This window comes from Anabaena sp. FACHB-83 (assembly GCF_014697485.1).
In the GTDB taxonomy this organism is placed as follows: Bacteria; Cyanobacteriota; Cyanobacteriia; order Cyanobacteriales; family Nostocaceae; genus Nostoc_B.
The window spans coordinates 14572-40899 of the sequence record NZ_JACJRY010000004.1 but is presented as its reverse complement, the minus strand read 5'-3'; the positions used below and the strand labels follow the sequence as shown (position 1 = coordinate 40899).

The following is a 26328-nucleotide window of genomic DNA, read 5'->3' as shown; positions in this document are numbered from 1 at the left end:
TTTATCAGGGTGATGAACATGAAACAAATTTTTATGGCTGGGATAGGAGCAAGTTTATTGCTGACTACAGCCTCTTTTATGACTAATTTATCAGGGGTATTTCATTGGCAACAATTTAACATTGCCGTTGCTCAAACTCCACAAAAAACACAGGCTTTAAAGTTAGTTTTGGTAGCAGAAAAGCAGGTTTTGGTTAAAGATCAGCAAGGTAAGCAAAAGGTAAATTGGCAAGCATTAAAAGGGCAAGCAGTAGTACAATCGGGAGATATATTACGGTATACCTTGACTGGGCAAAATACAAGCGATCGCCCACTAAAAAATCTTACACTCAATCAACCCATTCCCAAGGGAATGATTTATATTTTAAAATCTGCCAATTTTACTGGTGATGCCAAAATTACCTACAGCATTGATGGCGGAAGTAGTTTCGTCACAAATCCCACATTAAAAGTTAATTTACCGAATGGCAAATTAGAAACCAAACCAGCACCTGCAACTGCTTACACTCACATCCGGTTACAACTTCCCTTGGTAGCAGCAAAAACTACAGTTAAATTAACTTATCAAACTCAGGTACGCTAACTGATAATTTTTGTGCTGTTTTTGGGCAAGATTTATTTACTAGTCAGCCGTCATCTCGGTCTATTTTCACTACTTCAATTGACTAGATAATTACTTACTAATAAGTCATTGGTAGACTTCTTTTAAACGACAACAAATTCAACTTATCAATAAATGTTTTTATTAACAAGTATTATGGCGTTTATGAGGAGATTAATTCAATGAATCTTCCTTGTAAAAAAAAACAGATAACTTTTGGTATTAACTGGAAACAAAGTTTAACAAAAATAGTTTTTTTGGTTAGTTTTTTGCATACTAGCGCACCCATAGTAGTAACCGCGCAAGATACTCGCGTGGTTAATCTCACTAACCAAGCTACTTATACTTATACTTATCAAGATAATGGTCAAAATATTCCATATCAAGGAACTACCAGTCAACTTCAAATTAGTCCTATCCCATTAGTTGACCCATCAGGAAGGATTTTAGGTTGTGGGGGTACACCCCTAGCAGACTATACAGGTTTTTCTGTGGGTCTGTATGAACCTAACCCCTCTGACCCCACCGGAACAGAATTAGGGCAATTACTTTCTTTAACCCGTACCGAAATTCCTGATATTCCGAGTAACAATATTCCTGGTGGTAAATCACCCAATAGCGAGAATAGTAATCCCTTTTCGATTACTAATAATCCAGCCGGTTTCTATAATTTTTTACTTGACCCCAATCGAGGCCAAACCGATCCGGGGAGACAATATATTTTAGTTATTAATCCTCCAGCTAATTCTATATACCAACAACGGCGGATTAAAATTGAAATCATCGATCGCACAGGTACAGGTAATAACAGTATTGTGCGTTATGCTGCTACCTCTTTAGATGGTCAACCAATCCGAATTACAGGCGAAACCAGAGTAGAAGATAGCGTTGTTGTCGTACCCAATGCAGAGGTAGTGGGGCTAGATTTATTAGCTTTTGCCTTGACCACTAATATGTGTCAAGCACAGCAATTACAGATTATTAAAACAGGCGATCGCGCCACGGCGGAACCAGGGGATACAGTTATTTACCGTATATCAGTGAAAAACTTATCTGATACTACTTTAAATAACTTAGTTGTCACTGATACCTTGCCTTTAGGCTTTAATTTCATTAACAAATCTGTGCGTGGTGAGTTAAATGGTCAAGCAGTTAACATTACTACAGAGCGCAATGGTAATACAGTTACCTTCCGCACAGATGTCACAATTCCATCTCAAACAGTTGTCAATATTGCCTACGCTGCCCAACTCACACCTGATGCAGTGCGGGGGACTGGCCGCAATAGTGCGATCGCTCGTGTACTTAGAACTGACAACAACCTAGCCGCCAAGGATGGCCCTGCAACTCACCAATTAGTCATTCGTCCAGGAATTGTGGCTGACTGCGGCACAATTATCGGTCGTGTGTTTGAAGATAAAAACTTTGACGGCGAACAGCAAAATGGTGAACCAGGAATTCCTAATGCCGTAATTTTTCTAGAAAACGGTAATCGCATCACCACAGATCCCAATGGTTTGTTTTCTGTCGCCAATGTTTTGCCAGGAAGCCATACAGGAGTACTCGACCTCAGCAGCATTCCCGGCTACACTCTAGCCCCCAACCACAAATTCCGCGAACGTAATACGCAATCTCGCTGGGTACGTCTGGAACCTGGCGGCTTAGTCAGAATGAACTTTGCTGTCACCCCCAGCAAGCAGGAGTAAATAAAGTATGAAACCTCAAGTGCATGGTGTAACTACCTTGAATCTCAGGCTGATGGGTGCTGTAGCAAGTGCAATCAGCGTTGTTTTGTATCCAGCTGTCGTTAAAGCCCAAACATCCACGCCAGAAACAGAAAAGAGTCAGTTTCCCTCAGCTTCTACCTTAGCCACAGCAGATAATCAAACTTCTGTGGATGTGTCCAAAGAAGTTGATGAACTTTCTCAGCCAAATCCTGCAACCCAAGACAATCATATTCATAGTTCGTTAATATCTGACAACGAACTAACTGCGGTTGAACCTCCTTTAGTAACAACCGGCATACAACCATTTCAACCTGCTACTGATATTCAAATTCCTAAAAAGTTACGTAAAATTGCGGCATCTGTAGAGAATCAAAACACAACTATCAAAATTCTTAACCCCTCTACTGATAGTGTGGTGGATATTCCGGCGACGAACGTGAGTGTGCAGTTTTCGAGTGGTAGTCAAATAGAATTGCGCGTTAACGGCCTACTGGTAGATGCTTCATTAATTGGACGGACAGAAACGGATAGTCAGACCAATTTAGTCACACAGACATGGTATGGTGTCTCACTCCAAGCCGGAGAAAATATCATCTCTGCACAAGAAGTAGGTAAACCAGAATTATCTGTAAAAGTACGGGTAGTAGTGCGGAGTACACCAAAAAAGCTCACACTAGAAACCCTAGAAGCCCGTATTCCGGCTGATGGACGTTCAACTGCAACTATCCGTGGTGAATTAATCGATGAAAATGGCAATCGCTCTAACCGCGATGCTGTTGTGACCGTAATACCAACGGCGGGAGAATTAATCGGAAAGGACTTCAAACCTGATGAACCAGGATTTCAGGTAGAAGCGAAAGCTGGGGAGTTTACCGCCAGATTGCGGTCTGATTTAAAAGCCCAAACCGTCCGCATTCGCGCCACAACCAATGATTTAGAAGCCTTTACCCAACTGCAATTTGAAACAGCCTTGCGTCCAAGTTTATTAACTGGTGTGATTGATGTCCGTTTGGGTGCAAGAGGTACAGATTACTACAGTAGTTTTCGAGATTTTGTCCGTCCTGACAAAGATACCAGCACGCAATTAGATTTTCACTCAGCGATATTTGCCACAGGTGCAATCGGCGAATGGTTGTTTACAGGTGCATATAATAGTTCCCGCACTCTCAACGAAGATTGTAACTGCGACAATCGCCTATTTAGAAACTATCAATTTAACGAGCAGAACTATCCTGTTTATGGCGATAGTTCTCGCACCGACGTTGTTACACCCTCAATTGATAGTGTATTTTTGCGGTTTGAACGCACCTCAAAAATTCCTAATGCGGCTCCTGATTATTTCATGTGGGGTGATTATGACACAGAAGAGTTTGCCCGGACATCCCAGCAATTTACTTCTATTACTCGTCAACTCCACGGCTTTAAAACTAACTATAATTTTGGAAATTTTCAATTTACAGGCTTTTATGGTAACAATATCGAAGGCTTTCAACGAGATACTATTGCGCCTGATGGAACCAGTGGTTATTACTTCCTTTCCAGAAGGTTAGTCATCGCTGGTAGTGAAAATGTCTTTTTGGAATTAGAAGAACTCAACCGTCCTGGTACTGTATTAGAGCGGAAACAACTCAGTCGTGGCCCAGACTACGAAATTGATTACGATCGCGGTACTTTAATTTTTCGTGAACCGATTCTTCGTACAGATATAGATAGTACTGGACAAGTCTTAGTCCGACGCATTGTAGTGAGCTATCAATATGACAGTCAAGACTCTGACAGTAATATCTATGCAGGTAGATTACAGTATCATTTTTCCCGCACTTTGAATCAAGAAAGTTGGTTAGGTGCAACTTTTATCCAAGAAAATCAAGGAATGCGGGACTTTCAACTGTATGGTGCAGATGCGCTGATTTCTTTAGGTGGTAATGGCAAGCTAATTGCTGAATATGCTCATTCATCGAATGATTCGGAGGTGATTGGTAAAGTCAGTGGTGCAGCTTACCGCTTAGAAGCCGAGGGACAAATTAGCAAGACTATTCAAGGACGTGCTTATTATCGATTTGCTGATACAGGCTTTGCCAATAATGCCACCATCAGTTTTGTACCTGGACAAACTCGCTATGGTGGACAAATCACAGCGAGACTTTCGCAAACAACGAATTTCCGGGCGCAATATGACCACGAAGATAACTTTGGAATTGCACCCCAACCGCTAGATACTTTTGAAGAACTATTTGCACAACGTTCGGAAGCTACACCAGGAAGTAAAGTTGATAACTCCTTGACAACAATTTCTGCCGGGATTCAACAACGTTTAGGTAAGGCTACCGTTGACGTTGATTGGATTCATCGCCATCGAGAAGATCGGATTCCGGTGAATGCTTTAACGAGTGATTCCCATCAATTGCGATCGCGTTTGACTTTTCCCATCGCCAAAAACCTGACCTTCGCCGCCCAAAATGAACTCACACTCTCTTCCAGTGCCGATACTGTTTATCCAGACCGTACCATCTTGGGCTTGAATTGGGCTGCTATCCCTGGTGTGAATGTCAGTCTTGCCCAACAGTTTTACAGTAGCGGTCAACAAAGCGGCAATTCCATCACCAGTTTAAGTATCAATGGCGAGCATAAACTCGGCACAGACACAACTTTGACTGCTCGTTACTCAATTTTAGGAGGTGCTAACCAACTCACAACTCAAGGTGCTATTGGCCTAAATAACCGTTGGAAAATTGCTCCTGGTTTACGGCTGAATCTGGCTTACGAACATGTATTTGGCAGTTTCTTTAACCGCACCGGCGCAGGACAACAATACGCCCAACCTTTCACAGTCGGCCAAGCCGCTTCATCTATAGGTTTTGAGAGTGGCGATAGCTACAGTGTGGGTTTAGAATACAGTGATAACCCTGAGTTTCAAGCCAGTGCGCGTTATGAGCATCGCACTTCTGCTAGTGGTTCTAATACAGTAATTTCAGCAGCAGCCACAGGGAAAATTTCGCCAGCACTCACAGCCTTAGCACGTTATCAACAGGCAAACTCAGCCAATCAAAAACTCACGGGTTTGGGTGATACAGTGAACCTCAAACTAGGTTTAGCTTACCGTGACCCCAGCAATGATCAATTTAATGCTTTGCTACGCTATGAATACAGAGAAAATCCAGCCGTGATTCCTGACACGATTTTGTTAGGTAGTGGTACAGGCTCTACAGACCATACTTTTGCCCTAGAAGCTATTTATGCACCCAATTGGCAATGGGAATTTTACGGTAAATATGCTTTGCGGAACAGTACATCTTACTTAGCTAACGATTTAGTCGGGACTAGTAGCGTGAATTTGGGGCAATTGCGAGCTACTTACCGCTTGGGATACAAGATGGATTTAGTAGGAGAAGCGCGTTGGATTGGGCAAGGTAATTATAGTGAAACAGGCTTTGTTGTCGAAACTGGTTATTATTTGTCGCCTAACCTGCGTTTAGCTGCTGGATATGCTTTTGGCAGAGTTGATGACCGAGATTTTTCCGGCGTGCGTTCTGCTGGCGGCCCTTATTTGGGTTTAACTTTGAAACTCAACGAATTATTTGAAGGTTTTGGACAGCAGAAAATCCCCCCACCACAGCGTTAGAAACTTGACATTGTTGGCTCTCTAGATAATAGAAGTTTTGCGGATTTTAATAACCATGATTTGACATAATTCTCAGTAAAAATACTGCTTACGATCTAGTCGTTTAGTAAGTCACAATGAAGCGGCTGATATTTGGATTTTGTTTCTGTTGGATAAGCGATCGCTCCCATTTTTTGGGCATGTTAACACTAGTCAAATCATACTATCCGTAATTAGTAAAATAACTCGAAATTTTTAAGTAAAAACTCTCAGGAATTTTAATTAAAAATACAATAAGCCTTATGTAATTATATTTAACAATATCCACGACATCATTTTTATTAATTGTCCCAAGCAAATCAATTTAGAGACGCGAAACTACACGTCTCGATCATTCCCAGATATGAAAAACCACTATGATCAGAAATTTATTACTTAGCAAGCAATATTTAGCAACTAAAAAAATTTCTTTTAATCGTTGTAGAACATCACTAGGGAACTTGGCTGTTTCACTGTGCGCTCTGGGTCTGTGGATACAACCTGTTCAGGCGGAAGGTAGCCGTACACTGTATCCCAGTGGTGCTACGGGTAATCGAGCTAACCTAGAGTGGCGTACTGATTTATGGGGGGGACTAATTAAGCGACGAACCATCCTAAAGGTCTACGCTGAAAAAGACGAATACATTCTTTTAGGCTCTAGTGCTGTCAGAGTGAATAATGGCGATATTGTCGTTTTTCAACCAGGAAACAATGTCACTGGTAGTATTGGGAGCGAAACTATTCCCTCAACACCAGATTTTAAATGTTCTACTCAAACAGGACAGGGTTTTATCTCATCTCGTACCCAGGAATTAGCAGGCCCGAAATCTATTTCTGGTACAGGTAATATAACTGGATATACGCCCTGCTACTACCAAGCACCATCCACCGGAATATACGACATCATATTTTACGGCCCCGTGGGAGATAACATATCCAATAATGCTCCTACTGGTCAGATTAACTTGAGCAGTGGCAGTAATTTTAACGCTAGTCAGGGAAGCACTGTTGCTGCATGGGATGTCACTGTACGCAGTAGTGACCAAAACTCTACAACAGACATAAACGCCAGATTATTTACTTACTATCTTGCTTTATTTACGGGTGGTAACGGCAGAACTCTCAATTTCCCAGTCTATCCAGTCACTACAGATGGCTACCGCTACAAAATAGAACTGAGAGGTACAGATCCAGATGGGTTTTTACTTTATGGTAATCAAATAGGATTTTATGATAGTGATGGGAAAACGCCACTTTATCACAATATTCTTGCACAAGAGAGTGTACTGACAACGAGAGAAGGTGGTACTAGCTTATCTCGTCCTCAATTCCCTACATTTTTTAATCAGTTATCAAATGATACGGTACTTTCATATCTTGATCGCTACCGAGCCGATGGCACATTTGATGGTACTGGTATTCCTGCCATCCCAACCGACCCCAGCGTAGATAGTTTAAGCTTTACAGGTACACTGGCAGGAAATACCAGTTCTCTAGGCACAGGTGGTACTTTCTCTTTTAATACCAACGTACCGGGTAACTACGAAATCATTATCAGTCGGGACGGGGTAAATTTTGACCCTACTAACAGTCAAAACCGTGTACTGAGGGGGGTAATGATTAGCTCTGGTTCACAGTCTGTTACTTGGAACGGTAAAGATAATAGCGGGGATAATTTTCCTATAGGTACTGGCTATCAAGCCCAAGTGAAAATTCATGGAGGTGAATATCATTTTCCCTTACTAGATGCAGAGAATAATTTTTCTGGTGGCCCTACTCTTAGGCTGTTAAATCCACCTGGGCCTCTTCGTTTGGGCAGTTTGACCCAAGCATTTTATGACGACCGAGGATATACGACTGTTGGTGGTACAAATGTTGGTATACCAGGTACAGTACTCTGTGGTATTAATCCACCAAACCCAGCTTTTAGTAATCCTATTTCTGGGTTTGACAGTACAAACAATGATAGAAAATTTGGTCAGTCGGGGAACGCTGGTAATGCTGGAAGCAAATGTAACGGTTCTTTTGGGGATACTAAGGGACTTGATTTGTGGACATATTTTCCTAGTAATGCTGCAAACGCTCAATTAACTATTGTTGACTTTGGTGCAACTATCTCAGGTACTTTATATCAAGATAGCGATCGCGGGGATGATTTTGATACTGGCGAACCAACTTTACCTGCTGGGATTAATGTCAAACTACTCAAAGCTAGTGATAACTCTGTTGTCACTGTAACTAGCACAAAAGCAGATGGAACTTACAGCTTTACTGGTGTGATAGATGGTAGTTATAAAATTCAAGTTGATACCACCAATAGCAACATTCCTGTAGGATTTTCTTTAGGTACACCTAATGACCTAGCTGTAACTGTTTCTGGAAGTGCCATAAATAATCAAAACTTTGGCTTTGATGTTTATCAAGTCTCGCCTCAAGCCGGTAAAATTATTATTAATGAAGTGTTATATAACGAAACAGGATCAACGAGTGGTGCTGGTACAAACGATGAGTTTATCGAACTTTATAATGCTTCCTCTTCAACTGTTGATTTAAGCGGTTTCAAATTAGCAGATGGCAATCTCATTGTTAATAGTGTTGAGGCTACATCAAATAGCTTTAATTATACATTTCCTAATGGGACAACTTTAAAACCAGGAGAATACGCCGTTATTTGGATAGGTTCTCAAAACTCCAACACTCAAGCTACAGATGCAGCGTTTCAAGATTGGCTAGGGGTTTCAACTCGACTGACTAACGGCGGTGATGATGTCTGGTTGTACGATAGCCAGAATCAAATTATTGATTATGTTGCTTATGGTTCTGGTAATGCAATTAGCACACCTCCGCCTAGTTCTCTTAATCTTTGGGACAGTACTTATCAATCAAACATTGATAATGCTGCTGATGCTCAATCGATTAGCTTAACCAGAAATGGTAATGATACCAACACCAGTGCTTGTTGGGAAAGAACAATTAGCACCGATGCCAGCAGCAGATGTCCTAGTTATCTACCAACTAGAGATACGGATAATGTGGGTACTAGAGTCACCAGCGTCGGTGTTAATAATAATGGTAGTCCCAAGATAGTTTTAGTAAAACGCATTACCCGCATTAATAGTACCGATTTAAACGATAGTGTAGATGGTGCGGGTACTGATGATAATGATTCTAAGTGGCCGAGTGGTTATTTGCGAGGCAAGATCAGTGCTACTGATGTCAAGCCAGGAGATGAGGTAGAGTACACTATTTATTTCCTCTCTAACGGTAGTGGTAGTGCTACTAATGTGAAATTCTGTGATTTAGTTCCAGGAAACACTACTTTTATTTCTACAGCATTTAATGGTTTATCTCCTAATGATGGTGTTTCAGGCGGAAACCAAGGTATTGCAATGGCTGTTGGTTCTACTACACCAACTGTTTATTTTAGTAATGCCGCAGATTCAGATCGAGGAGCCTTTTACACAGCGAATGATTCATCTACGCCTACAAGTTGTGGAAGTAATACGAATGGGGCTGTAGTAGTGAATGTTACAAATTCTAGTCTAACAAGCTTACCTGCGGCGACTGGACAAGGTACACCGACTAATTCTTATGGTTTTATTAGGTTCCGTGCCAAGATAAACTGACAGAATTTATACAGAAAGTTTATCTGTAGTAACTGGGTATCAGGGTGTAAGGGTGTAGGTGTTCAAAATTCTTACACTCATTCTTACAGCAGATTATACCATTTTGGATTTTAGATTTTGGATTTTGGATTGGGAAATTGCTTACTGGTGAGCTTTTCAGTAACCCATTTGTCGCAATCATTTTTCAAATTGGTATTAGATGTTTATGAGGTACAGCAACTGATTGAAAAAAGTAATGAGTCAGAAATTTACTTATTACTCACTACTTATTACTCATTACTTAATACTCATGGTGTACCTCACCTACTTCACAAGTGCTGTAGCAGACAACTTTTGTGTTTAAGTCCTATACTCTATTGTGTGTTAAGTAGAGTATGTCAGCAGTTTTTACAGGGTATGACAGAACCAATTAAGATTCTTTTACAAACCACAATTCCCCCTACTGAAAATGACTGGAGCATTTTTCGATTCTCAATGCTCCAGGAGTATTTAGCATCTATTCAAGATGAGGCGGGTAATTTTTTATTTACAGTTGTAGCACGCGATCGCATTTCCGATGCAGAAGGCAATGATCCCATTTTAGGGAGTCTTGACCAATCTGATTTTGATGAACTTTGGTTATTTGCTTTAGATGTTGGTGATGGTTTAACAGCCAAAGATATTGCTGGAATTAACGCTTTTCGCCGACGCGGAGGCGGGATTTTAACCACCCGCGATCATCAAGATATGGGCTGTTCTATGTGCGATTTAATTGATATTGGCGAGATTCATTATTTCAACAGCAAAAATCCCGACCCTGATCAATCTCGTTGGTGTCGAGATGACCCATATACAATTTATATTTCATGGCCCAATTATCATTCAGGGGCGAATGGCGACTATCAAAAAATTACTGTTGTTGAACCAATTCACGAACTATTAAAAAACCCCAATTCACCATCAGGCAAGATTGAATTTTTCCCCGCCCATCCCCACGAAGGCGGTATTGGTATACCTCCTAGTCATTCTCAGGCGCAGGTAATTGCTTTAGGAAAAAGCTTAGTTACAGGTCGTGATTTTAATTTAATTGTGGCAGTTGATCATTACCAAGATGCACAAGGTAATAACTTAGGACGTACAGTAGCTACTTCCAGTTTTCATCATTTTGTGGATTATAACTGGGATATTACCAAAGGCTGTCCTAGTTTTGTTGATGAACCGCCTGGAGATGGGATGAAAAAAGAGCCACAGGCTGTAGAAGATATTAAAACTTATGTTCATAATCTTGCCTTGTGGCTGGCAAAAAAAGTCTGAAGTCTGAAGTCTAAAGTCTGAAGTGAAGAAATTTTGGCGTTGCATAAATGCGGCATGGATTAAGCCTTTTTATCAAGGTTAACTATCCATTTTTCGCGCCTTTGAGCCTTTGCGCGAAACAAAAAACATGCCTCTAATCAGCAACGCCGAAATTTTTATAGTCAGGCTTTTAGCAATTTAGTGAGAATGAAGTATGAAGTATGGTGTATGAAATTTCATACTTCACACTTCACACTTCATACTTCTAATTACGCTTCATCTAAAGCCGCGATACCGGGCAGAACTTTGCCTTCGAGTAATTCTAAGCTTGCGCCGCCACCGGTAGAGATATGGCTCATTTGATCAGCCAAACCTACTTTTTCCACAGCCGCAACAGAGTCACCACCACCGATAATGGTAGTTGTACCTGTTTTGCTGATATCTGCAAGAGTACGTGCGATCGCTTCTGTACCGACAGCAAATTTATCAAACTCAAACACACCCATAGGCCCGTTCCAAATTACAGTCTTGCAATCAGCCAAAGCTTCTTGGAAGACTTTCACAGAGTCAGGGCCAATATCCAAGCCCATACCATCAGCAGGGATATTCTCAATGCTGACGGTGGTTGCATTGGCATCGGGAGCAAATTTATCAGCCGAGACAATATCTGTAGGTAGCAAGAAGGTAACGCCTTTTTCCTTAGCTGCTGCTTCCAAAGATTTTGCTAGTTCCAGCTTGTCTTCTTCTACCAGAGACTTGCCAACATTCAAACCACGGGCTTTGTAGAAGGTGAAAATCATCCCACCGCCAATGATTAGCTTGTCGCACTTCTCTAGGAGAGTTTCGATTACGCCAATTTTGCTAGATACCTTGGAACCACCAACAATTGCAGCCAAAGGACGTTGGGGATTTTCAATTGCATTTTGTAGATATTGCAATTCCTTCTCCACCAAATATCCAGCCACAGAAGGACTCAGGAATTGAGTCACCCCTTCAGTAGAAGCATGGGCGCGGTGTGCAGTACCAAAAGCATCATTTACATAAAAGTCAGCATTCGCGGCTAATTTTTTCGCAAATTCTGGATCGTTTTTCTCTTCTTCTTTGTAAAAGCGGACATTTTCTAGTAAAAGCACTTGCCCATTTTGCAAAGCGCCAACTGCTTGAGCAACTTCATCACCGATAGAGTCATCAGTCTTGACAACTTCTTGACCCAACAACTCAGACAAACGCTTGGCCACTGGTGTTAAACGCAGTTTGTCGTCTACGCCTTTGGGACGACCAAAATGGCTGACCAGAATTACCTTAGCACCCTTGTTTGTTAAATCTTGGATGGTTGGCAGCGCAGCGCGGATACGAGTATCATCGGTAATGTTACCTTGATCATCAACAGGCACATTAAAGTCCACCCGCACTAAGGCACGTTTACCAGAAATATCAGCCGCCGATAAACTTGCTAAACTTTTTTTGGACACAGCCAAACCCTCCTGATTGCCTTTTTGTTATCGTTTTGAAAGTATAACCATCAAGATTTTACCGGAGTCTGGGGTGCGGAGGAGAGATATGTTTAAGACAGTATTATTTCCAATCGATCAAAGTCGGGAAGCACGAGAAGCTGCTGATGTAGTGGCTAATGTTGTGCAGAAGTACGGTAGCCGCTTGGTTTTGCTATCTGTGGTTGAGGAAACCGCCACAGAGACACAAGCACCAAGTCCTGATCCGATGGTGTCGCCAGAGGTAGTTGCCAAACTGCTAGAAAATGCCCAAGCTTTATTCTTACAGCAAGGTATTCAGTCTGAAATTCTAGAAAGACAGGGAAAACCAGCTTTTACTATTTGTGATGTGGCTGATGAAATCGGTGCGGATTTAATTATTATGGGCTGTCGGGGACTGGGCTTAACGGATGAAGGTGCAACTGATAGTGTGACAACAAGAGTAATTAATCTTTCTCCTTGTCCAGTGTTGATTGTGCCTTAGTTGAGTGCGATCGCTGCGATGACCATCATATCAAAGTGCGATCGCCTCAAATATCCCCCTTGCCAGACCACAAGAATCTGTGTTACCAAAATAAATAGGCAAAATATTAACAATCATCCCGTTGTTTTCCCCATAGTTCTGGGAAAATAACCCCTAAAAATACTTGAGATGCGGCTGCTGAACCCATGTCTCTGCAATCAATTTAAAACCAGGGTCTTTTTCAGACTCTCATGGAGTTTTCATGCAGCCCAAAAATCTTCAACGCCTCCTGCGTGCTTTAGCACGACAAGGTTTGAATGTCAATTATTTTAATGGTGTTTATTCTGTTCGTTTAACTAATTCTCCTGATGCACCAGTAGCTGAAGTCTTATTACCAGAAGGCTTTCCCATTGAAGCTAAAGCCCTGAAGCAACTAGCTAATTTAGCAAATGTGCGTCATCCCAATGGCGGATGCGTTTGTCGTGCCTGTGCCACACCTGATTTTCATCCTGGTGATGCGGGTATTGCCATTGGTTCTGTAGTTGAAACTGTTGGTCAAGTCATCCCTGCTGCTGTCGGTTCTGACATTAACTGTGGAATGCGGTTACACGTTGCCGATTTGACCATTGACAAATTTCTTGCTCAACGGGACTCCTTTGTAGAACGGATGAAGGGGGATTATTTCTTTGGTACAAGAGATGTCACCATGACCGCCCACACCATGAAAGCATTATTTCAGTATGGTGTTCTTGGTTGGTTAGATGCCATGTTTGATCAGCCGACGGGTAGTTTTGTCAAATCAGACTTGGAGCAGATTTCCCAGGAAAGCGAATCTATATTTTTAGGTGGTGCAATGGAGGGTGACTGGAAGTTAGCACCAGAAGAATTAATTCCTGATACTGGACTGGTAAGGGATGGAGGACTGGCAACGATTGGTTCTGGCAACCATTTTGTTGAAGTACAACAAGTGGAAAAAATCGAAAATCGCTCCCTGGCTTATGCTTGGGGAATCAGAGAAGGACAATTAGCCTTTATGATTCACTCTGGTTCACGCAATGTCGGTAAGTACATTGGGGGAATGTGGCGAGACCGAACGAAAGCAACTTGGCCGAAAGGTCTGAAGTATCCAGAATCCCAGATTTTTCCTTTATCAGTGCATTCTCACCCAGAATTAGTTGCTAGTTATCTCCAAGCTGAAGCGACGGCTGCTAATTATGGCTTTATCAATCGCCTATTATTAGCAGAACTGCTACGTCTGCGGTTGCGAGAAGTTTATGGTGATGTGGAAGCACCTTTAGTTTACGACTTACCCCACAATATCACCTTAGCTGAAGGTCAAGGATGGGTAACGCGCAAAGGTGCTTGTCCCGCCCATTCAGGACAACCTGTGATTATTCCCGGTTCAATGGGGGCTGACTCTTATCTGATGGTGGGCAAAGGCAATGCAGCTTTTTGTAATTCAGCTTCGCATGGCGCTGGTAGAATTCGGAGTCGATTTGATTTGAGTCGCCAAGGTGCATCTCAAACTGAGTCAGAACTGGGCTTAACCGGAGTAGACTGTATTACCTTGCGTGCAGAACGGCGAATTGAAGAAGCACCAGCAGCTTATAAGCCAATTCAGTCGGTGATTGATGTACAGGTAGAAGCGCAAATGGTAGATGTCGTAGCCAGATTAAGTCCGGTGTTGACATTTAAAGCGTAAGTGCGATCGCCTAATTCTATAGCCTCTTTCCACTTCGGGAAGAGGTTATAAAAATAAGTTGCACATCGAGTTCATCAAGCAAAGTTTTATCTTTCTATTTCAGCTACACTCAAACCTGTTAAATTAGCTACTTGTTCTACTGTCATCCCAGTCTCAAGTAAGTTACGTGCAGTTTGTAATAGCTGAGATTCTGCCTTCTCGGCTCGTTGACGTTCTTTTTCTTCAGGAGTGGGTAATAATTCTCCAGCCAAACTTGCCCAGCGTAACCAAATAGCATCAATACCTTTATAATTTCCTTGCCACAATTGCAAGGCTAAACCTAAAAATTGACTCACTAACTGGTTTTGAGCGTTGGTTTCGATGGGTTGATAAACACCTTTTTCGTTAGAAAAACCAGCTAAATCATCGGGGTGAAAAGGGTCGTACCAAAAATATTCCGGGACACGCATTTGATTTTGATAAATCAGTTTTTTCTCATTTTTGTCAGCTATGGCTGTACTGTCAGAAAGTAACTCAATTACTAAATCTGGGGCTTTCCCTTCTTCCCAAACTACCCAACTGCGACGTTCACCCTTTGGAACTTCCAACACAACAAAAAAGTCCGGCCCTTTAAAATCTTTGTTTCGTACCTGTGCCAGACTGTAATAAACAAACATATTTCCGCCCACAAACCCATCATCCCGTTGTTCCAACCAAGGAATTAAAGCATCTATGAGTAAATCCATTTGGGCTTTATGGCGGGCGCTTTCCATTGGTACACCATCATCATAGGGAAGTTCTGCTTGGGTAGGCGGAATTTGAATATCTGGTGCAGCTAGAGTGGTGTCTGACATAGCTTTTCACCGATGAGTAATGGTTGCGGGTATTTTTATATTAATAGGACTTACGCAGTGAGATGAAAAATCAAGGGTTTGAGAAGAGGTGAAGGGAAAACATCAAGTCAAAAGTCAAAAATTCTCTGACTTTTGAATTTTGGCTTCCCCGTAGGGGTGTATCTAAAACCCTTAAACCCCCTGCTCTTACAGGACTTACGCACCACAATTGTCTGTGGAGATTGGGTGTGGGGGTGAAAGGGTATGGGGTGTAAGGGTTTTGAATACTTACACCCTTATATCCTCATACCCCTGCACCCTTTACTAAAACCTTATTTTTCCGTTTTTTTGCGTAAGTCCTACCTTACAACCAATCTCCACAGAAAAACTTTGTACGGAAGTCCGATAAAACTAACTTTGACACTGGGGACAAAAATGACTAGAACGGCCAGCTAATCGAATTCGCTGAATCACGTTGTGACAAACTCGGCAAGGTTCCCCAGTGCGATTGTAAACCCAGGCGACACCACCATAGTTACCGTTGATCCCCTTGACGTTGAGGAAGTTACTAAAGGTTGTACCGCCAGCCGCAATACTAGTTTCTAAGACTTCAATGATGACTTTGCGTAACTGTTCAATTTGCTGGGGTTGCAAATCTGTACACAAGGTTTCTGGTAACACGCCACATTTAAATAACGCTTCATCGGCGTAGATGTTACCTAATCCGGCAACAACCGATTGATCTAATAACGCGGTTTTAATCGGACGACGGCGGTTTTTGAGTTTAGCAGCCAGATACTCAACGGTGAATTCTGGTGCAAATGGGTCGGCTGCTAATTTAGCTAAACCAGTCATGACACTTTCTATCGGCATTTTTGGGGGAACCCACCACATTTGACCGAAGGTGCGTTGGTCAACAAAGCGCAATTCCTGTTGATCCCCAAAAAATAGTCTGACTCTTGTGTGTTTGTGCAGTGGTTCATCACGGTGTAGCCATAATAATTGACCAGTCATCCGCAGATGTACCCCAAGGTAGCCAGCACCAGGAGATAATTCAGCGAGAAGATATTTCCCCCGACGATGCCAAGCTATGATGGCACGACCTTGGATTCCTTGAATAAACTCATCAACAGAAAACGGGTAGGCGATGGTGCGATTGAGCAACACATCTCCACCCGTAATGTTTTGATTCAGGGTCAATTGATTAAGACCCCGGCGGACTGTTTCAACTTCAGGCAGTTCAGGCATTGGAACTGATAAGTAAGCAAATTATTTAGGGATCATCGAAAAGGATCAGGGACATAATCCCTTGCCTATTCCGGTTGGGAAAGATGAGAGGAAGTACTGTACGCACTTAGGGGTAAATATCTATTGTCTCGAACAGAAACCGTAAATACCCGCAGGGCAGTTGCTCTGACTTAGAGTAGGCTGAGAGGAAGCATGAGAGAACTGAAACTTTAGGCTTCATTCTACATACTTAAAGCTTCCCTTCATCATCCCATTAAAGAATCCCCTTTGAGCTTTGCTACTTATTTTTTAGCTTTAGCCGGAGGTGCTACTTCGATTAGTTCATCTAAGGCAAAGTTATTGGTGTTGATACCAGAGTAGTTTACCTTCTCAAAACGGACGATTACTGGGTATTTAATGCCGCTTTGATCGATAGAAGCCACGGTGCCGACATCTTGGAACCAGTAGGATTCTGGGCGGAGAATACGTACTTTAGAACCACGTTGAACCATGATTATCTTCCCTTTTAGTTATCAATTGCCGATATATAGGGCTATTTGATTTCACTCTACAACCTGAAGGTCGCTGCTAGAGGGTTTGTTAAGTTATTTATCTGATTTCATGGGGCAGGGGGCAGTGGGTTCGACCTCGCGGTAATCGAGCGAAGTCGAGATTCACCCACCAGGCAGGAGGCTAAAGGAGAAAATTTCAGACTTTAGACTTCACACTTCATACTTTTTTGCCTGATATCTTCCTGACGTTAGGTTCTCAGAAAAATCCTGATACCTAGAATGGGGGTCAGACCCTCCTTGACAAAGCGCACATGATGAAATAACTTCGTTCTCGTTCTCCAAAACACACAAAAGGAAAACTTTATGTTCGAGTTAAAACAAATACGCTACCCTCGTTACCCCTGCCAATGCGGAGATCATCATCTATATAAGTGATGTCTAACCAGCCTTGTTGGTTTTCGCTGTTAATTGGAACATCTATTCCCGAAAACTTTTTACCTGATTCAATTTGGTGAATAAAATTCTCTGGTGAAGTGTAGCCAATTAAACGTTGCAAACCTACAATAGAACGATTAAATTTTACTTGGACGCGACGACCGGAAACTGGCTCAAATTTAGCTGCTACGCTGACCAATCCTTCAAGATAAGGTAAGCCGTAAATTTCAGCGATGTTGTAAACACTGGTAGTTTCTACCCGAATACACTGATAAATTTGACCAAGTTTACAAAAAGGTAAACGATCTAGGTTTAAAAGCGCCTTACTAGTGGTATAAAGTAATTGCCAATTGCCATTGAGCAAGTTACTTGCTTCTAACGGGCGTGGTGTTGGGTTAAAGTCTTCTAAATTAGCGATCGCAGCTAAGATAGCTTGTTTTTGTGGCTCAGTAGCCAGTAAACCACGATTGGTTGGTGCGATCGCATTGATTAAAGCCGCCTTGCCCATCATTGTTTATTACCCCAAATCAAAAATGTGTAAAATTCATCCACCTTAAGTCGAATTATTGTTGCCCTATGTATCAAGCTCTCAAAAGTTTTAAGAATTTATTCCTATCTGTCCTACCACTATTAAATAAAATATTTTTGCTAACTTACGGATTTCAGCAGGCAAGACTTGAATCAATAAATAACTAAATTATTACGTTTCAAGTGATAGACTGCTTAATGTCTAGTTACATTAACATTTTGTTTCTTCGTCGATATGTTAAATTCTCCCTTACGTGAAGAACCCCGCAACCAACGCGCAGCCGTAATTCCATTAAAACAAGAATCCTCCCTCTTAGATTGGCTGCAATCTCATGGTCGTTTAATAGCGCGTGATGTGCATGAACCTGATTTTTCCGAAGAAGAAAACGAAGAAATTTCAGATTTTCTCGGTGGAGAAGATGGCATTGGTGACTATCTTGATGATGATGATGACGATATAGCTATTGACGAAGATTAGCCAGCAGGCTAGGGACTTGGTGATAGCTTTCGTCCCTGTAATTAAATTTTGTAGTGTGGAGTGAAGGGAACATCCTGTGGACGCTAAATTGTCTCCTAACCAAGGATTAAACATTTTTTCTGGTATCGGTCTCGCTTCTGCCTTAGCCACTGGGCTGGGTTTAGCAGCAGTAACTTGTGATTTGATGGGCAATAGATTGCCTTGGCAAAACACATCACTCACGATGCCTTTATTGTTGTGTGCGGTGATTTCGGCTGCTGTGGGTTATGTGGTAGTACCTCTACTACAAGCACTCAAAACTGGACAAATTATCCGCGAAGATGGCCCACAAGCCCATCTCAAAAAAGCAGGCACACCAACAATGGGCGGGATATTCTTCATCCCGGTAGCAGCGATCGTTGCCTGTATAATGTCTAATTTTGCCACAGAAGTTATTGCTGTCTCCGCATTAACCCTGAGCTATGGCTTTATTGGTTGGATTGATGACTGGCAAATTCTCCGCCGTAAGTCCAACAAGGGGATTTCTCCCAAAATGAAATTAGCTTTGCAAATTGGGTTTGCAGTGCTGTTTTGTATATGGTTAATCTTTAATCAGCCTTCTAATATTACAAATATTGCTTTGCCTTGGGTGAGCTTTGCACTACCTTTAGGTTTCCTGTTTTGGCCGTTGGCAGGGTTTGTGCTAGTAGCAGAGAGTAATGCAACTAATTTAACTGATGGAATTGATGGTTTAGCAGGTGGAACTGTGGCGATCGCACTTTTGGCTTTAGGTGCTGTAGTCGCCCCAACTTCCCCAGGATTGATGGTTTTCTGTGCGGCTTTAAGTGGTAGTTGCTTAGGTTTCTTGGCACATAACCGCAACCCAGCCCGCGTATTTATGGGTGATACTGGTTCTCTGGCGTTAGGTGGTGCGTTAGCTGCTGTGGCGCTGTTAACCAACAGCTTGGTAGCATTATTTATCCTCAGTGGGATCTTCTTTGTTGAAACCTTGTCTGTAATGGCGCAAGTAGCTTATTACAAAGCGACTAAAGGCCCAGATGGCAAAGGTAAACGCTTGTTAAGAATGGCTCCTTTACATCATCATTTAGAGTTGGGTGGCTGGTCAGAATTACAAGTTGTGGCTGTATTTTATGTGATAGCTGCAATGTTAGCTGTAATTTGTTTAGCGATCGCACCTTTCTAAATTTATTTAAAAAACTGATTTAAAAAAAGAACCCTCGAAATTTCGAGGGTTCTTTTTTTATAGCGAAGGGGGACAAGGAGGACAAGGGAGACAAGGATAACAGCGTTTTTCACTCCAATAAAATACATTCATCTAGTCTCTAGTCCCTAGCCTCTATCACCTGTCACCTGTTACCTGTTACCTAACAGAAAAAGCTTCGCTAAATCGGCGAGTTACGGGTTCGATCAGGAAAGTTAAAATTGATTTTTTGCGTGTGACAATTTCTCCTGTAGCTACCATACCGGGTGTAAATACTACTTCTTTACCCCGTACATTTAGGGAATGTTTATTCATTTGAATTCTGGTGGGGAAAACCAAACCTAAGTCCTTATCAACCACGGCATTGGGACTAACTTGTACGACTGTGCCATCAATAGTGCCGAATTCCTGGAAAGGGAAAGTAGCCATTTTAACCTTTGTTTTCATTCCTGGACGAATAAAGCCAATATCACGGTTAAGGACTTTCACTTCTAGTTCTAATTCTTCGCCATCTGGCAAGATTGACAGTAATTCTTCCCCTGATTGTACGGGGCCTTTGGTCGCCTTAATTCTGTAGATTGTCCCAGCCACAGGTGCTTTAATGGTTTCTCCATCTTGTTGCTTTTTCGCCTGGGCTAATTGACCAGAGACAGTGGTTAATTCTTCTTTGCGCTTGTTCATTTGAGTCAAAATTTCGCTTTGACGCTCAGATGTGACACGTTGTGCTTGATTACGCGCCCCTTGAAAAGCTTCTTCGGCTTGACGTACTTCTTGGACTTGGGCTGCGATGTCTTTTTCGAGGGAGACAACGCGATCCTGTGCTTCTGAGACTCTGTTACTCGCGTTGGTTACTTCATCTTCTGATCTGGTGACATCTGTGGTAGCACGATTTAATCGTTCTTGCGCTTCTAAGTAATCAACTCTAGGGACAGCACCAGGAGTAATCAAGGTGCGGAGTTTGGTTTCTCGATTTTTGGCAATTGTTAATGCTTCTTTGACTGTGGCGCGGATATTTTGAGCATTAGCAAGATTAGCTTTAGAGTTAACTAATGCAGTTTTGGCAGTTTCTAAATTTTCTCGCAATCTTGTTAGGCGGACTTTTGCTTGGTCGAGGAGGGCGCGTTGGCGGTTGGCTTCGGCTTCGGCGGTGGCTTGACGTGCTTGATAATCGCGCAGACGTGCTATTAACAGTTCATCTTGCAATTTCTCACCAGTGCTTTGACCGCCGATGCGTTCTACATCCAAACGCTCTAAGTCATCTTTAATCAACTGGCTAGATTCTGTCAGGCGGTTTACGTCTGTTTTTTGGAAATCGGGGTCGCGTTGAATTAATACTTGATTTTTGGTGACGCGATCGCCTTCTTTCACCTTCACTGCTAAAATCATCCCATTCCCCAGCGATGTCAAAGGTCTGACTTGGGTTGAAGCAATTAATTCCCCTTGAGCGATGGCTACTTCATCAATTTCCGAGAAATTCGCCCAGGCGATCGTGCCGAATAACGCTAAACTAATGGTTCCGGCTAATAATCTAGTATAAAGCGGGGGCAATTCTTGAACTGCCTTACCTAACTCATAAGACAATTGATCCTCTGGCTTGGCGAATCGCTGTTTTGTTTGACGCGCTTGAGCAGCATTGGCAAATAGGGGAGAAGTCATAAGATTTTTAAATTTAATTAGGAGGGGCTAGGGGCTAGGGACTAGAGGCTAGGGGCTTGGAGTTAGGGTTTAGGAATTGAGGACTTGGGGAGGAACTAAGGATCGCATTAAACTAAGCTCTAACCTGTAACCTCTAACCTCTAACCTCTAACCTCCACCCCCTGATTCAAACTGCTAAATAGCGTCGTAAAAAATTTTCCAAAGTTTCCAATTGAAAATTGAAAATCTTCTCTAAATTAGCTATTTCATCTTTTTTACAGAAAAATTCATTAGATAGCAATGTCCGATAAGTCCCCAAGGCTGTTTGCGCTTGCGGACTGAACAAACCAATAATATGTCTTAAGCCATCCACTAAGAAAACTGGTGGGTTGATGACTATCGGTTCTTTATTAAAAATTCGACCAAAAATTTGCGGAATATCTTCCCGTTGCAAAATTTCTGGCCCCCCAACTGGCAATATTTGGTTATGCGCCTGTGTAAGTTTGACAGAATCAACTATCATTTTTGCTAAATCATCTGTACTCACAACTGAGCTACGGTTTTTGCGATCGCCAATTAGTAAATACAATCCTGTTTCTCGAAACTGTTCTGCCAGTGGCAGCAAATTAGATGCTAGTCCAGATGGACGTAAAATTGTGTAATTTAAGCCACTATCTACTAAATATTGTTCGACTGCGCGTTTAGCTTTAAATACAGGCGCATCTTCATAGCCGCGATCTACTCCCAACACAGACACAAACACAAAATGCTGAACTTGGTTAGCTTTTGCTTGGTCAATTAGTTCTATGTTGGCGCGATAGTCTAGTGAGAGAGCATCACCATCAGAACCATGAGTGCTGATAATATATGTGACACCTTGAGTTGCTTTTTCTATATCTCTAGTTTGGCGCAAGTCACCAATAAAAATTTCTGCGCCCCGATGTTCTAACTCACTATAATGTGAGGTCAGCCGCACAAACGCCCTGACTGATTGTTCTTGTTGGCGTAGCAGTCGCACAACACGACGACCAATTCCCCCCGTTGCTCCTGTTACTAAAAACATATAAATACCTAAAAATTAATATACTTAGAGGATATTGGGAAAGTATTTAGGACTTACGCATCAAAACGAAAAATCAAGGGTTGTGGCGAGGGTTCAAGGGTATAGGGGTGTACTTATTCAAAATCCTTACACCGTTCGGCTGACGCTCACGGCAAAGCCCCAAACCCTTTCACCCTTACACCCAATCTCCACAGATAATCTTTGTGCGTAAGTCCTGGTTAAATATCCTAGCTTTTTTGCCATCATTCTCCAGCGACAAAAAACCACCCTGAATGTAGCACTTCTCAATCATTCTCCTCAACTTCCAAGAAGTTGAGAATCTGAATCTCTAGATTGTTTGGCTGCTAAACTAGAGAATCTCCACCTGATTGATTAAGAGTTAACCGTAAAACTGACAGACCTAAAATTATTAAAAATAATATTAATCCAATTGTACAAGCATAGCTAATGTCTAAATTACTAAAAGCTTGTTCATATAAATAATAAACAATGGTTTTAGAACTATTGAGTGGCCCGCCTTGAGTCATGATATATACTTCTTCAAAAACTTTTGTGGCGGAAATAGCTGAAATTACTGCTACTAAAGCTAAATAAGGTCTCATTAAAGGTATCGTAATATCCCAATGTTTTTTAATACCATCTGAACCATCAATAGCGGCGGCTTCATAAACATCAGCCGGGATTGATTGTAACCCAGCTAAATAAATTACCATGTAGTAGCCCAAGCCTTTCCACATAGTTACAGCCATCACACTGGCTAGAGAAATTGGTAAAATCCCCAAAATTTTATCTGGACTAGTTAACCAAGGAATTCCTTCGGGGAAAATTCCTAAAGTTTTGAGTAACTGATTCAGTAAACCGTTTTCGGCGTATAACCATTTCCAGGCGATACCTGCAACTACCATTGAAATTACTACTGGTGTATAATATGCGGCTCTAAACCAACTAACACCCCGCAGTTTTTGATTGACTAAAATTGCTAAACCCAGGGGAGTAATTACGAGAATGGGAACTACACCCACTAGATAAAGAAAGGTGTTTTCTAAAGTTTTCCAAAACACTGCGTCTTTCCACAACCGCAGAAAATTCCCAAAACCTATCCATTGTGGTGGCTGGGAAATATCTTCGTAGCTGGTGAAACTGAGGTAAAAAGCTTGTAATGCAGGCCAGAAGACAGTTAACCCCAACAGTACTAACGCTGGTAGCAAAAACAAGTATGGTGTAAGTTTTTGTTGGATGAGAATCCAATTTTTAGATGTCAGTTGACTCATAACTGTGTGAGTTCGACAGCAAGGCTAACTCATATTACACGAACAGATGCAGTTGGAGAGCGATCGCACGATTTTCGATTTGGGAATTGCTGTCTCAATCATTTTTTAGTTTATCTCAGTATTTCTTAGCTGTTCTCTGTATCAATCACTTAAATTTATTAATTTAAAAAATAATAATATTTGTATTTATCAGAGTAACAGCATAAATTAAATTCATCAACAAAAACACAGACAGCAATCACCCAGAGAGGTAAATTATGAAGCCAGTAGTTAATCAAAAATTGGCAACACAACAAATTACAACTGAAGAATTAACTCCCGGTCAACGCCTTGCAGATAAACTCGCATCTCATGTAGGTTCTTGGAAATTTCTGATTTGTCAAAGCACAGTTTTAGCCGGATGGGTTGGTTTAAACTTAGCACCAGGAGTTCCTCACTGGGATGAGTCACCATTCATTCTGCTGAACTTGGTGTTTTCTTTCGCTTCAGCTTACACTGCACCAATTGTATTAATGAGTCAAAACCGCCAGTCTGATACTGACCGAAGAAACGCCGACATTGACCATCAGGTAAACTTACGCGCCGGACAAAATATTGAACTACTCCATGAAAAACTGGATAAATTGCATACACAACAAATTGCTGAGTTGACTGAAATCGTGAAAGAACAGCAACAAATGTTGCGGGAAATGAAAGTACATTTAAGTGTTTCCAAGGAGGTTAAAGATAATCGCGTTACTTTAGCACCAGGACTCGTTGTACAAATTAACGAAAAATTTCCGAAAACAGCACCTTTTACTCCAGTTAGTAAACAAGATAAGTTCGTTGATGATCATACCAAAGTTATTGATCAATACATTCGTCGATAACAATGAATGACCTACAATTTCATTTTTTCAACAGAGTGAGAGTCTAAATTTTAAATATCTTGAGCCAGTTCTAGACTAAAATCTTGACTCTTCCACTCTTCAGTTACAATCAGCCTTCGCAGCTTTTTTATCTTCAGTTACTTATTGAGATAAATTCATTTGGGATGCTACATCTCTACACTTACTTAAAGTAGTTAATTCCCAAAATATGCAGAAATCAATGTGCAGATCAAGGAGAGATAGACATGAATGGAATTATTAACAGTATTCCCACTGGTATCACAGCTTTTACCGCTACAAATTTGGATGATTTAGTTATCCTGACGCTGTTATTCTCGCAAGTGAATGCAAGTTTCCGTTGTCGACACATTGTGATTGGTCAATATCTAGGTTTTAGTACATTAGTAATTGCTAGTTTAGTTGGTTTTTTAGGAGGTTTAATTCTACCTTCTGAGTGGATGGGTTTTCTTGGTTTTGCACCCATTGTTATTGGCTTACATCGTCTATTGAATCCAGATCAAGATTCATCTGAAACAACCGCATCAGAACCAGAATTAACTAAATCTTCTCCCTTAACTAACTGGTTATCTCCCCAAGCTTTTAGTGTGGCTGCTATTACTATTGCGAATGGTAGTGATAATGTCAGCATTTATATGCCATTGTTTGCTAATGCAGATTTCTCTAGTTTACTAGTGATTATTGCAGTCTTTTTATCGCTTGTTGGTGTTTGGTGCTACGGCACATATAAACTTACCTGCCAACCTGCTATCTGTAATTTAATTTCGCAATATGGTAACAACATTGTTCCCTTTGTGTTGATTGGTTTAGGTGTGTTTATCGTTTTAGATAGTGCTTCATTACCTCCCATTGCGTTAGTTGTTAGCTGTTTAGTTTTAACAGGCTTAGTCAAACTATATGGCATCAATGCACAAGTAGAAACATCTAGTGATGTTGACTGGAGAATATAGTTAGCAATTATGGTTCAGCCAGCAAAGCAATTGATCATCTTTTGAAATTGAAAGAAAATCCTGCGGATTCCTAATGTAGCTTTGTTGGTAAAACCCCAGACTTCTAGTCTGAGGGGTTTATTTATAGAATTTGTTTTATTTAAAAAAATTAGGTAATAACCCAGGCGCTAACCAGACTGCATATCCCAGAAATGCAAAGAAAGAAGTAATTAAAGCAGTAATAATATAACCAATACAAATCAATAAACCATCAGCTTCGAGAGTCGCAATTGCTAATAGTAATATGCCAATAGTCGGAATCGGATTTGTTAAAGGTAATGGTAGCATTAGCAATATTGTTAACCAAGAAATACATAACCCGTTCAGTCGCCAAGTTAAGGGATTACTGGCGATACGCTTTAGGCGCGGACGGGTAATTTTTTCGACTATTTTTGTGAGACGTTGGAGATTTTTTAAGATAAGTTGGGCAAATGGACGCGGAAATTGATATCTGGCGATTTGTTTTGGTAGCCAAGGCGATCGCCTGCCAAAAACCATCTGTATAGAAACCAGCAAGCAAGCAGCACCAAAAGGCCCAGCTAACCCTGGAGGCATGGGAAACAAAAAAGGTAAAACTAATAAAGCTATTATCAGGCTAAACCCTCGTTCCGCAGTCTCTGCCAAAATATCACCTAAAGTTAAGTGGTGATTAGATAAGCGTTGTAGCAAGGATTTAATTTCTTGCGAAAATCTTAGAGGCATTTGGCGCGAGTTAGAGTGAATTGTCACAAGACCCAGCTTTTTTTAGTATATCGGATGTAAATTTAAAT

Annotated in this window: 20 protein-coding genes; 11 read left to right on the top strand and 9 right to left on the bottom strand. The window is 41.4% G+C overall.

Translation table 11 applies throughout. The features are described 5' to 3' along the window. The first annotated feature begins 18 nt into the window (after nt 1-18). The 5 genes from H6G79_RS06155 to H6G79_RS06135 all read left to right on the top strand — a co-directional run bounded on the left by H6G79_RS06155 (nt 19) and on the right by H6G79_RS06135 (nt 10886). Entirely contained in the window at nt 19-582 is a 564-nt protein-coding gene (locus tag H6G79_RS06155; protein ID WP_190593579.1) for a DUF11 domain-containing protein, read from the top strand. A 200-nt stretch (nt 583-782) separates the two neighbouring features. Beyond that, nucleotides 783-2306 (top strand): isopeptide-forming domain-containing fimbrial protein, encoded by a 1524-nt coding sequence (locus H6G79_RS06150; protein WP_190593581.1) that lies wholly within the window; start codon nt 783-785, stop codon nt 2304-2306. Between the two features lie 7 nt (nt 2307-2313). Further along, a complete protein-coding gene (locus H6G79_RS06145; protein WP_190593583.1) occupies nt 2314-5949 on the top strand; it encodes a TonB-dependent receptor in 3636 nt (1211 codons plus the stop codon). Between the two features lie 395 nt (nt 5950-6344). After that, the gene (locus H6G79_RS06140) at nt 6345-9593 is read left to right on the top strand and encodes a lamin tail domain-containing protein (protein WP_190593585.1); all 3249 of its coding nucleotides are present in this window, start codon (nt 6345-6347) and stop codon (nt 9591-9593) included. A gap of 396 nt (nt 9594-9989) precedes the next feature. Further along, nucleotides 9990-10886: a hypothetical protein gene (locus tag H6G79_RS06135; protein ID WP_190593587.1), complete on the top strand. Its 897-nt coding sequence runs from the start codon at nt 9990-9992 to the stop codon at nt 10884-10886. 248 nt (nt 10887-11134) lie between these two features. Here the strand turns inward: H6G79_RS06135 and H6G79_RS06130 are convergent, their stop codons facing one another. After that, a complete protein-coding gene (locus H6G79_RS06130) occupies nt 11135-12337 on the bottom strand; it encodes a phosphoglycerate kinase (RefSeq protein ID WP_190593589.1) in 1203 nt (400 codons plus the stop codon). 88 nt (nt 12338-12425) lie between these two features. Between H6G79_RS06130 and H6G79_RS06125 the strand changes: the two genes are divergently transcribed. Both H6G79_RS06125 and H6G79_RS06120 read left to right on the top strand, forming a co-directional pair. Continuing rightward, a complete protein-coding gene (locus H6G79_RS06125) occupies nt 12426-12839 on the top strand; it encodes a universal stress protein (RefSeq protein ID WP_190593591.1) in 414 nt (137 codons plus the stop codon). A 241-nt stretch (nt 12840-13080) separates the two neighbouring features. Then, nucleotides 13081-14520 (top strand): RtcB family protein, encoded by a 1440-nt coding sequence (locus tag H6G79_RS06120; protein ID WP_190593593.1) that lies wholly within the window; start codon nt 13081-13083, stop codon nt 14518-14520. 86 nt (nt 14521-14606) lie between these two features. Here the strand turns inward: H6G79_RS06120 and H6G79_RS06115 are convergent, their stop codons facing one another. The 4 genes from H6G79_RS06115 to H6G79_RS06100 form a co-directional block, all read right to left on the bottom strand. After that, on the bottom strand, nt 14607-15353 hold the full coding sequence (locus tag H6G79_RS06115; protein ID WP_190593595.1) for a Uma2 family endonuclease: 747 nt from the start codon (nt 15351-15353) through the stop codon (nt 14607-14609). Between the two features lie 390 nt (nt 15354-15743). Next, on the bottom strand, nt 15744-16580 hold the full coding sequence (locus tag H6G79_RS06110; RefSeq protein ID WP_190593597.1) for a DNA-formamidopyrimidine glycosylase: 837 nt from the start codon (nt 16578-16580) through the stop codon (nt 15744-15746). Nucleotides 16581-16861: 281 nt separating this feature from the next. Continuing rightward, nucleotides 16862-17071, bottom strand: a complete 210-nt coding sequence (locus H6G79_RS06105; RefSeq protein ID WP_190593599.1) for a photosystem I reaction center subunit IV — start codon at nt 17069-17071, stop codon at nt 16862-16864. 361 nt (nt 17072-17432) lie between these two features. Beyond that, the gene (locus H6G79_RS06100; RefSeq protein ID WP_190593601.1) at nt 17433-18017 is read right to left on the bottom strand and encodes a PAP/fibrillin family protein; all 585 of its coding nucleotides are present in this window, start codon (nt 18015-18017) and stop codon (nt 17433-17435) included. Nucleotides 18018-18269: 252 nt separating this feature from the next. Between H6G79_RS06100 and H6G79_RS06095 the strand changes: the two genes are divergently transcribed. Beyond that, nucleotides 18270-18512 (top strand): DUF3134 domain-containing protein, encoded by a 243-nt coding sequence (locus tag H6G79_RS06095; protein ID WP_190593603.1) that lies wholly within the window; start codon nt 18270-18272, stop codon nt 18510-18512. Nucleotides 18513-18588: 76 nt separating this feature from the next. Continuing rightward, the gene (mraY, locus tag H6G79_RS06090; protein WP_190593605.1) at nt 18589-19695 is read left to right on the top strand and encodes a phospho-N-acetylmuramoyl-pentapeptide-transferase; all 1107 of its coding nucleotides are present in this window, start codon (nt 18589-18591) and stop codon (nt 19693-19695) included. Between the two features lie 177 nt (nt 19696-19872). On the opposite strand, the gene H6G79_RS06085 is transcribed toward mraY, so the two are convergent. From H6G79_RS06085 to H6G79_RS06075, 3 genes are all read right to left on the bottom strand, one after another. Further along, nucleotides 19873-21369: an HlyD family efflux transporter periplasmic adaptor subunit gene (locus H6G79_RS06085; protein ID WP_190593607.1), complete on the bottom strand. Its 1497-nt coding sequence runs from the start codon at nt 21367-21369 to the stop codon at nt 19873-19875. 166 nt (nt 21370-21535) lie between these two features. Beyond that, nucleotides 21536-22411, bottom strand: coding sequence for an SDR family oxidoreductase (locus tag H6G79_RS06080; protein WP_190593609.1), 876 nt, complete (start codon nt 22409-22411; stop codon nt 21536-21538). A gap of 344 nt (nt 22412-22755) precedes the next feature. Continuing rightward, nucleotides 22756-23682: a carbohydrate ABC transporter permease gene (locus H6G79_RS06075; protein WP_190593611.1), complete on the bottom strand. Its 927-nt coding sequence runs from the start codon at nt 23680-23682 to the stop codon at nt 22756-22758. Nucleotides 23683-23939: 257 nt separating this feature from the next. On the opposite strand from H6G79_RS06075, the gene H6G79_RS06070 reads away from it, so the two are divergent. Together H6G79_RS06070 and H6G79_RS06065 are read left to right on the top strand one after the other, a co-directional pair. After that, entirely contained in the window at nt 23940-24551 is a 612-nt protein-coding gene (locus H6G79_RS06070; protein ID WP_190593613.1) for a DUF1003 domain-containing protein, read from the top strand. A gap of 245 nt (nt 24552-24796) precedes the next feature. Beyond that, entirely contained in the window at nt 24797-25519 is a 723-nt protein-coding gene (locus tag H6G79_RS06065; protein WP_190593615.1) for a cadmium resistance transporter, read from the top strand. A 135-nt stretch (nt 25520-25654) separates the two neighbouring features. Here H6G79_RS06065 and H6G79_RS06060 read toward each other — a convergent pair whose 3' ends face one another. After that, nucleotides 25655-26260, bottom strand: a complete 606-nt coding sequence (locus tag H6G79_RS06060) for an exopolysaccharide biosynthesis protein (RefSeq protein ID WP_190593637.1) — start codon at nt 26258-26260, stop codon at nt 25655-25657. Nucleotides 26261-26328: the final 68 nt, after the last annotated feature.

Coding starts and splice junctions, on each gene's coding strand:
- H6G79_RS06155 (WP_190593579.1), top strand. CDS start 19: ATGAAACAAATTTTTATGGCTGGGATAGGAGCAAGTTTATTGCTGACT.
- H6G79_RS06150 (WP_190593581.1), top strand. CDS start 783: ATGAATCTTCCTTGTAAAAAAAAACAGATAACTTTTGGTATTAACTGG.
- H6G79_RS06145 (WP_190593583.1), top strand. CDS start 2,314: ATGAAACCTCAAGTGCATGGTGTAACTACCTTGAATCTCAGGCTGATG.
- H6G79_RS06140 (WP_190593585.1), top strand. CDS start 6,345: ATGATCAGAAATTTATTACTTAGCAAGCAATATTTAGCAACTAAAAAA.
- H6G79_RS06135 (WP_190593587.1), top strand. CDS start 9,990: ATGACAGAACCAATTAAGATTCTTTTACAAACCACAATTCCCCCTACT.
- H6G79_RS06125 (WP_190593591.1), top strand. CDS start 12,426: ATGTTTAAGACAGTATTATTTCCAATCGATCAAAGTCGGGAAGCACGA.
- H6G79_RS06120 (WP_190593593.1), top strand. CDS start 13,081: ATGCAGCCCAAAAATCTTCAACGCCTCCTGCGTGCTTTAGCACGACAA.
- H6G79_RS06115 (WP_190593595.1), bottom strand. CDS start 15,353: ATGTCAGACACCACTCTAGCTGCACCAGATATTCAAATTCCGCCTACC.
- H6G79_RS06110 (WP_190593597.1), bottom strand. CDS start 16,580: ATGCCTGAACTGCCTGAAGTTGAAACAGTCCGCCGGGGTCTTAATCAA.
- H6G79_RS06105 (WP_190593599.1), bottom strand. CDS start 17,071: ATGGTTCAACGTGGTTCTAAAGTACGTATTCTCCGCCCAGAATCCTAC.
- H6G79_RS06100 (WP_190593601.1), bottom strand. CDS start 18,017: ATGATGGGCAAGGCGGCTTTAATCAATGCGATCGCACCAACCAATCGT.
- H6G79_RS06095 (WP_190593603.1), top strand. CDS start 18,270: ATGTTAAATTCTCCCTTACGTGAAGAACCCCGCAACCAACGCGCAGCC.
- H6G79_RS06085 (WP_190593607.1), bottom strand. CDS start 21,369: ATGACTTCTCCCCTATTTGCCAATGCTGCTCAAGCGCGTCAAACAAAA.
- H6G79_RS06080 (WP_190593609.1), bottom strand. CDS start 22,411: ATGTTTTTAGTAACAGGAGCAACGGGGGGAATTGGTCGTCGTGTTGTG.
- H6G79_RS06075 (WP_190593611.1), bottom strand. CDS start 23,682: ATGAGTCAACTGACATCTAAAAATTGGATTCTCATCCAACAAAAACTT.
- H6G79_RS06070 (WP_190593613.1), top strand. CDS start 23,940: ATGAAGCCAGTAGTTAATCAAAAATTGGCAACACAACAAATTACAACT.
- H6G79_RS06065 (WP_190593615.1), top strand. CDS start 24,797: ATGAATGGAATTATTAACAGTATTCCCACTGGTATCACAGCTTTTACC.
- H6G79_RS06060 (WP_190593637.1), bottom strand. CDS start 26,260: ATGCCTCTAAGATTTTCGCAAGAAATTAAATCCTTGCTACAACGCTTA.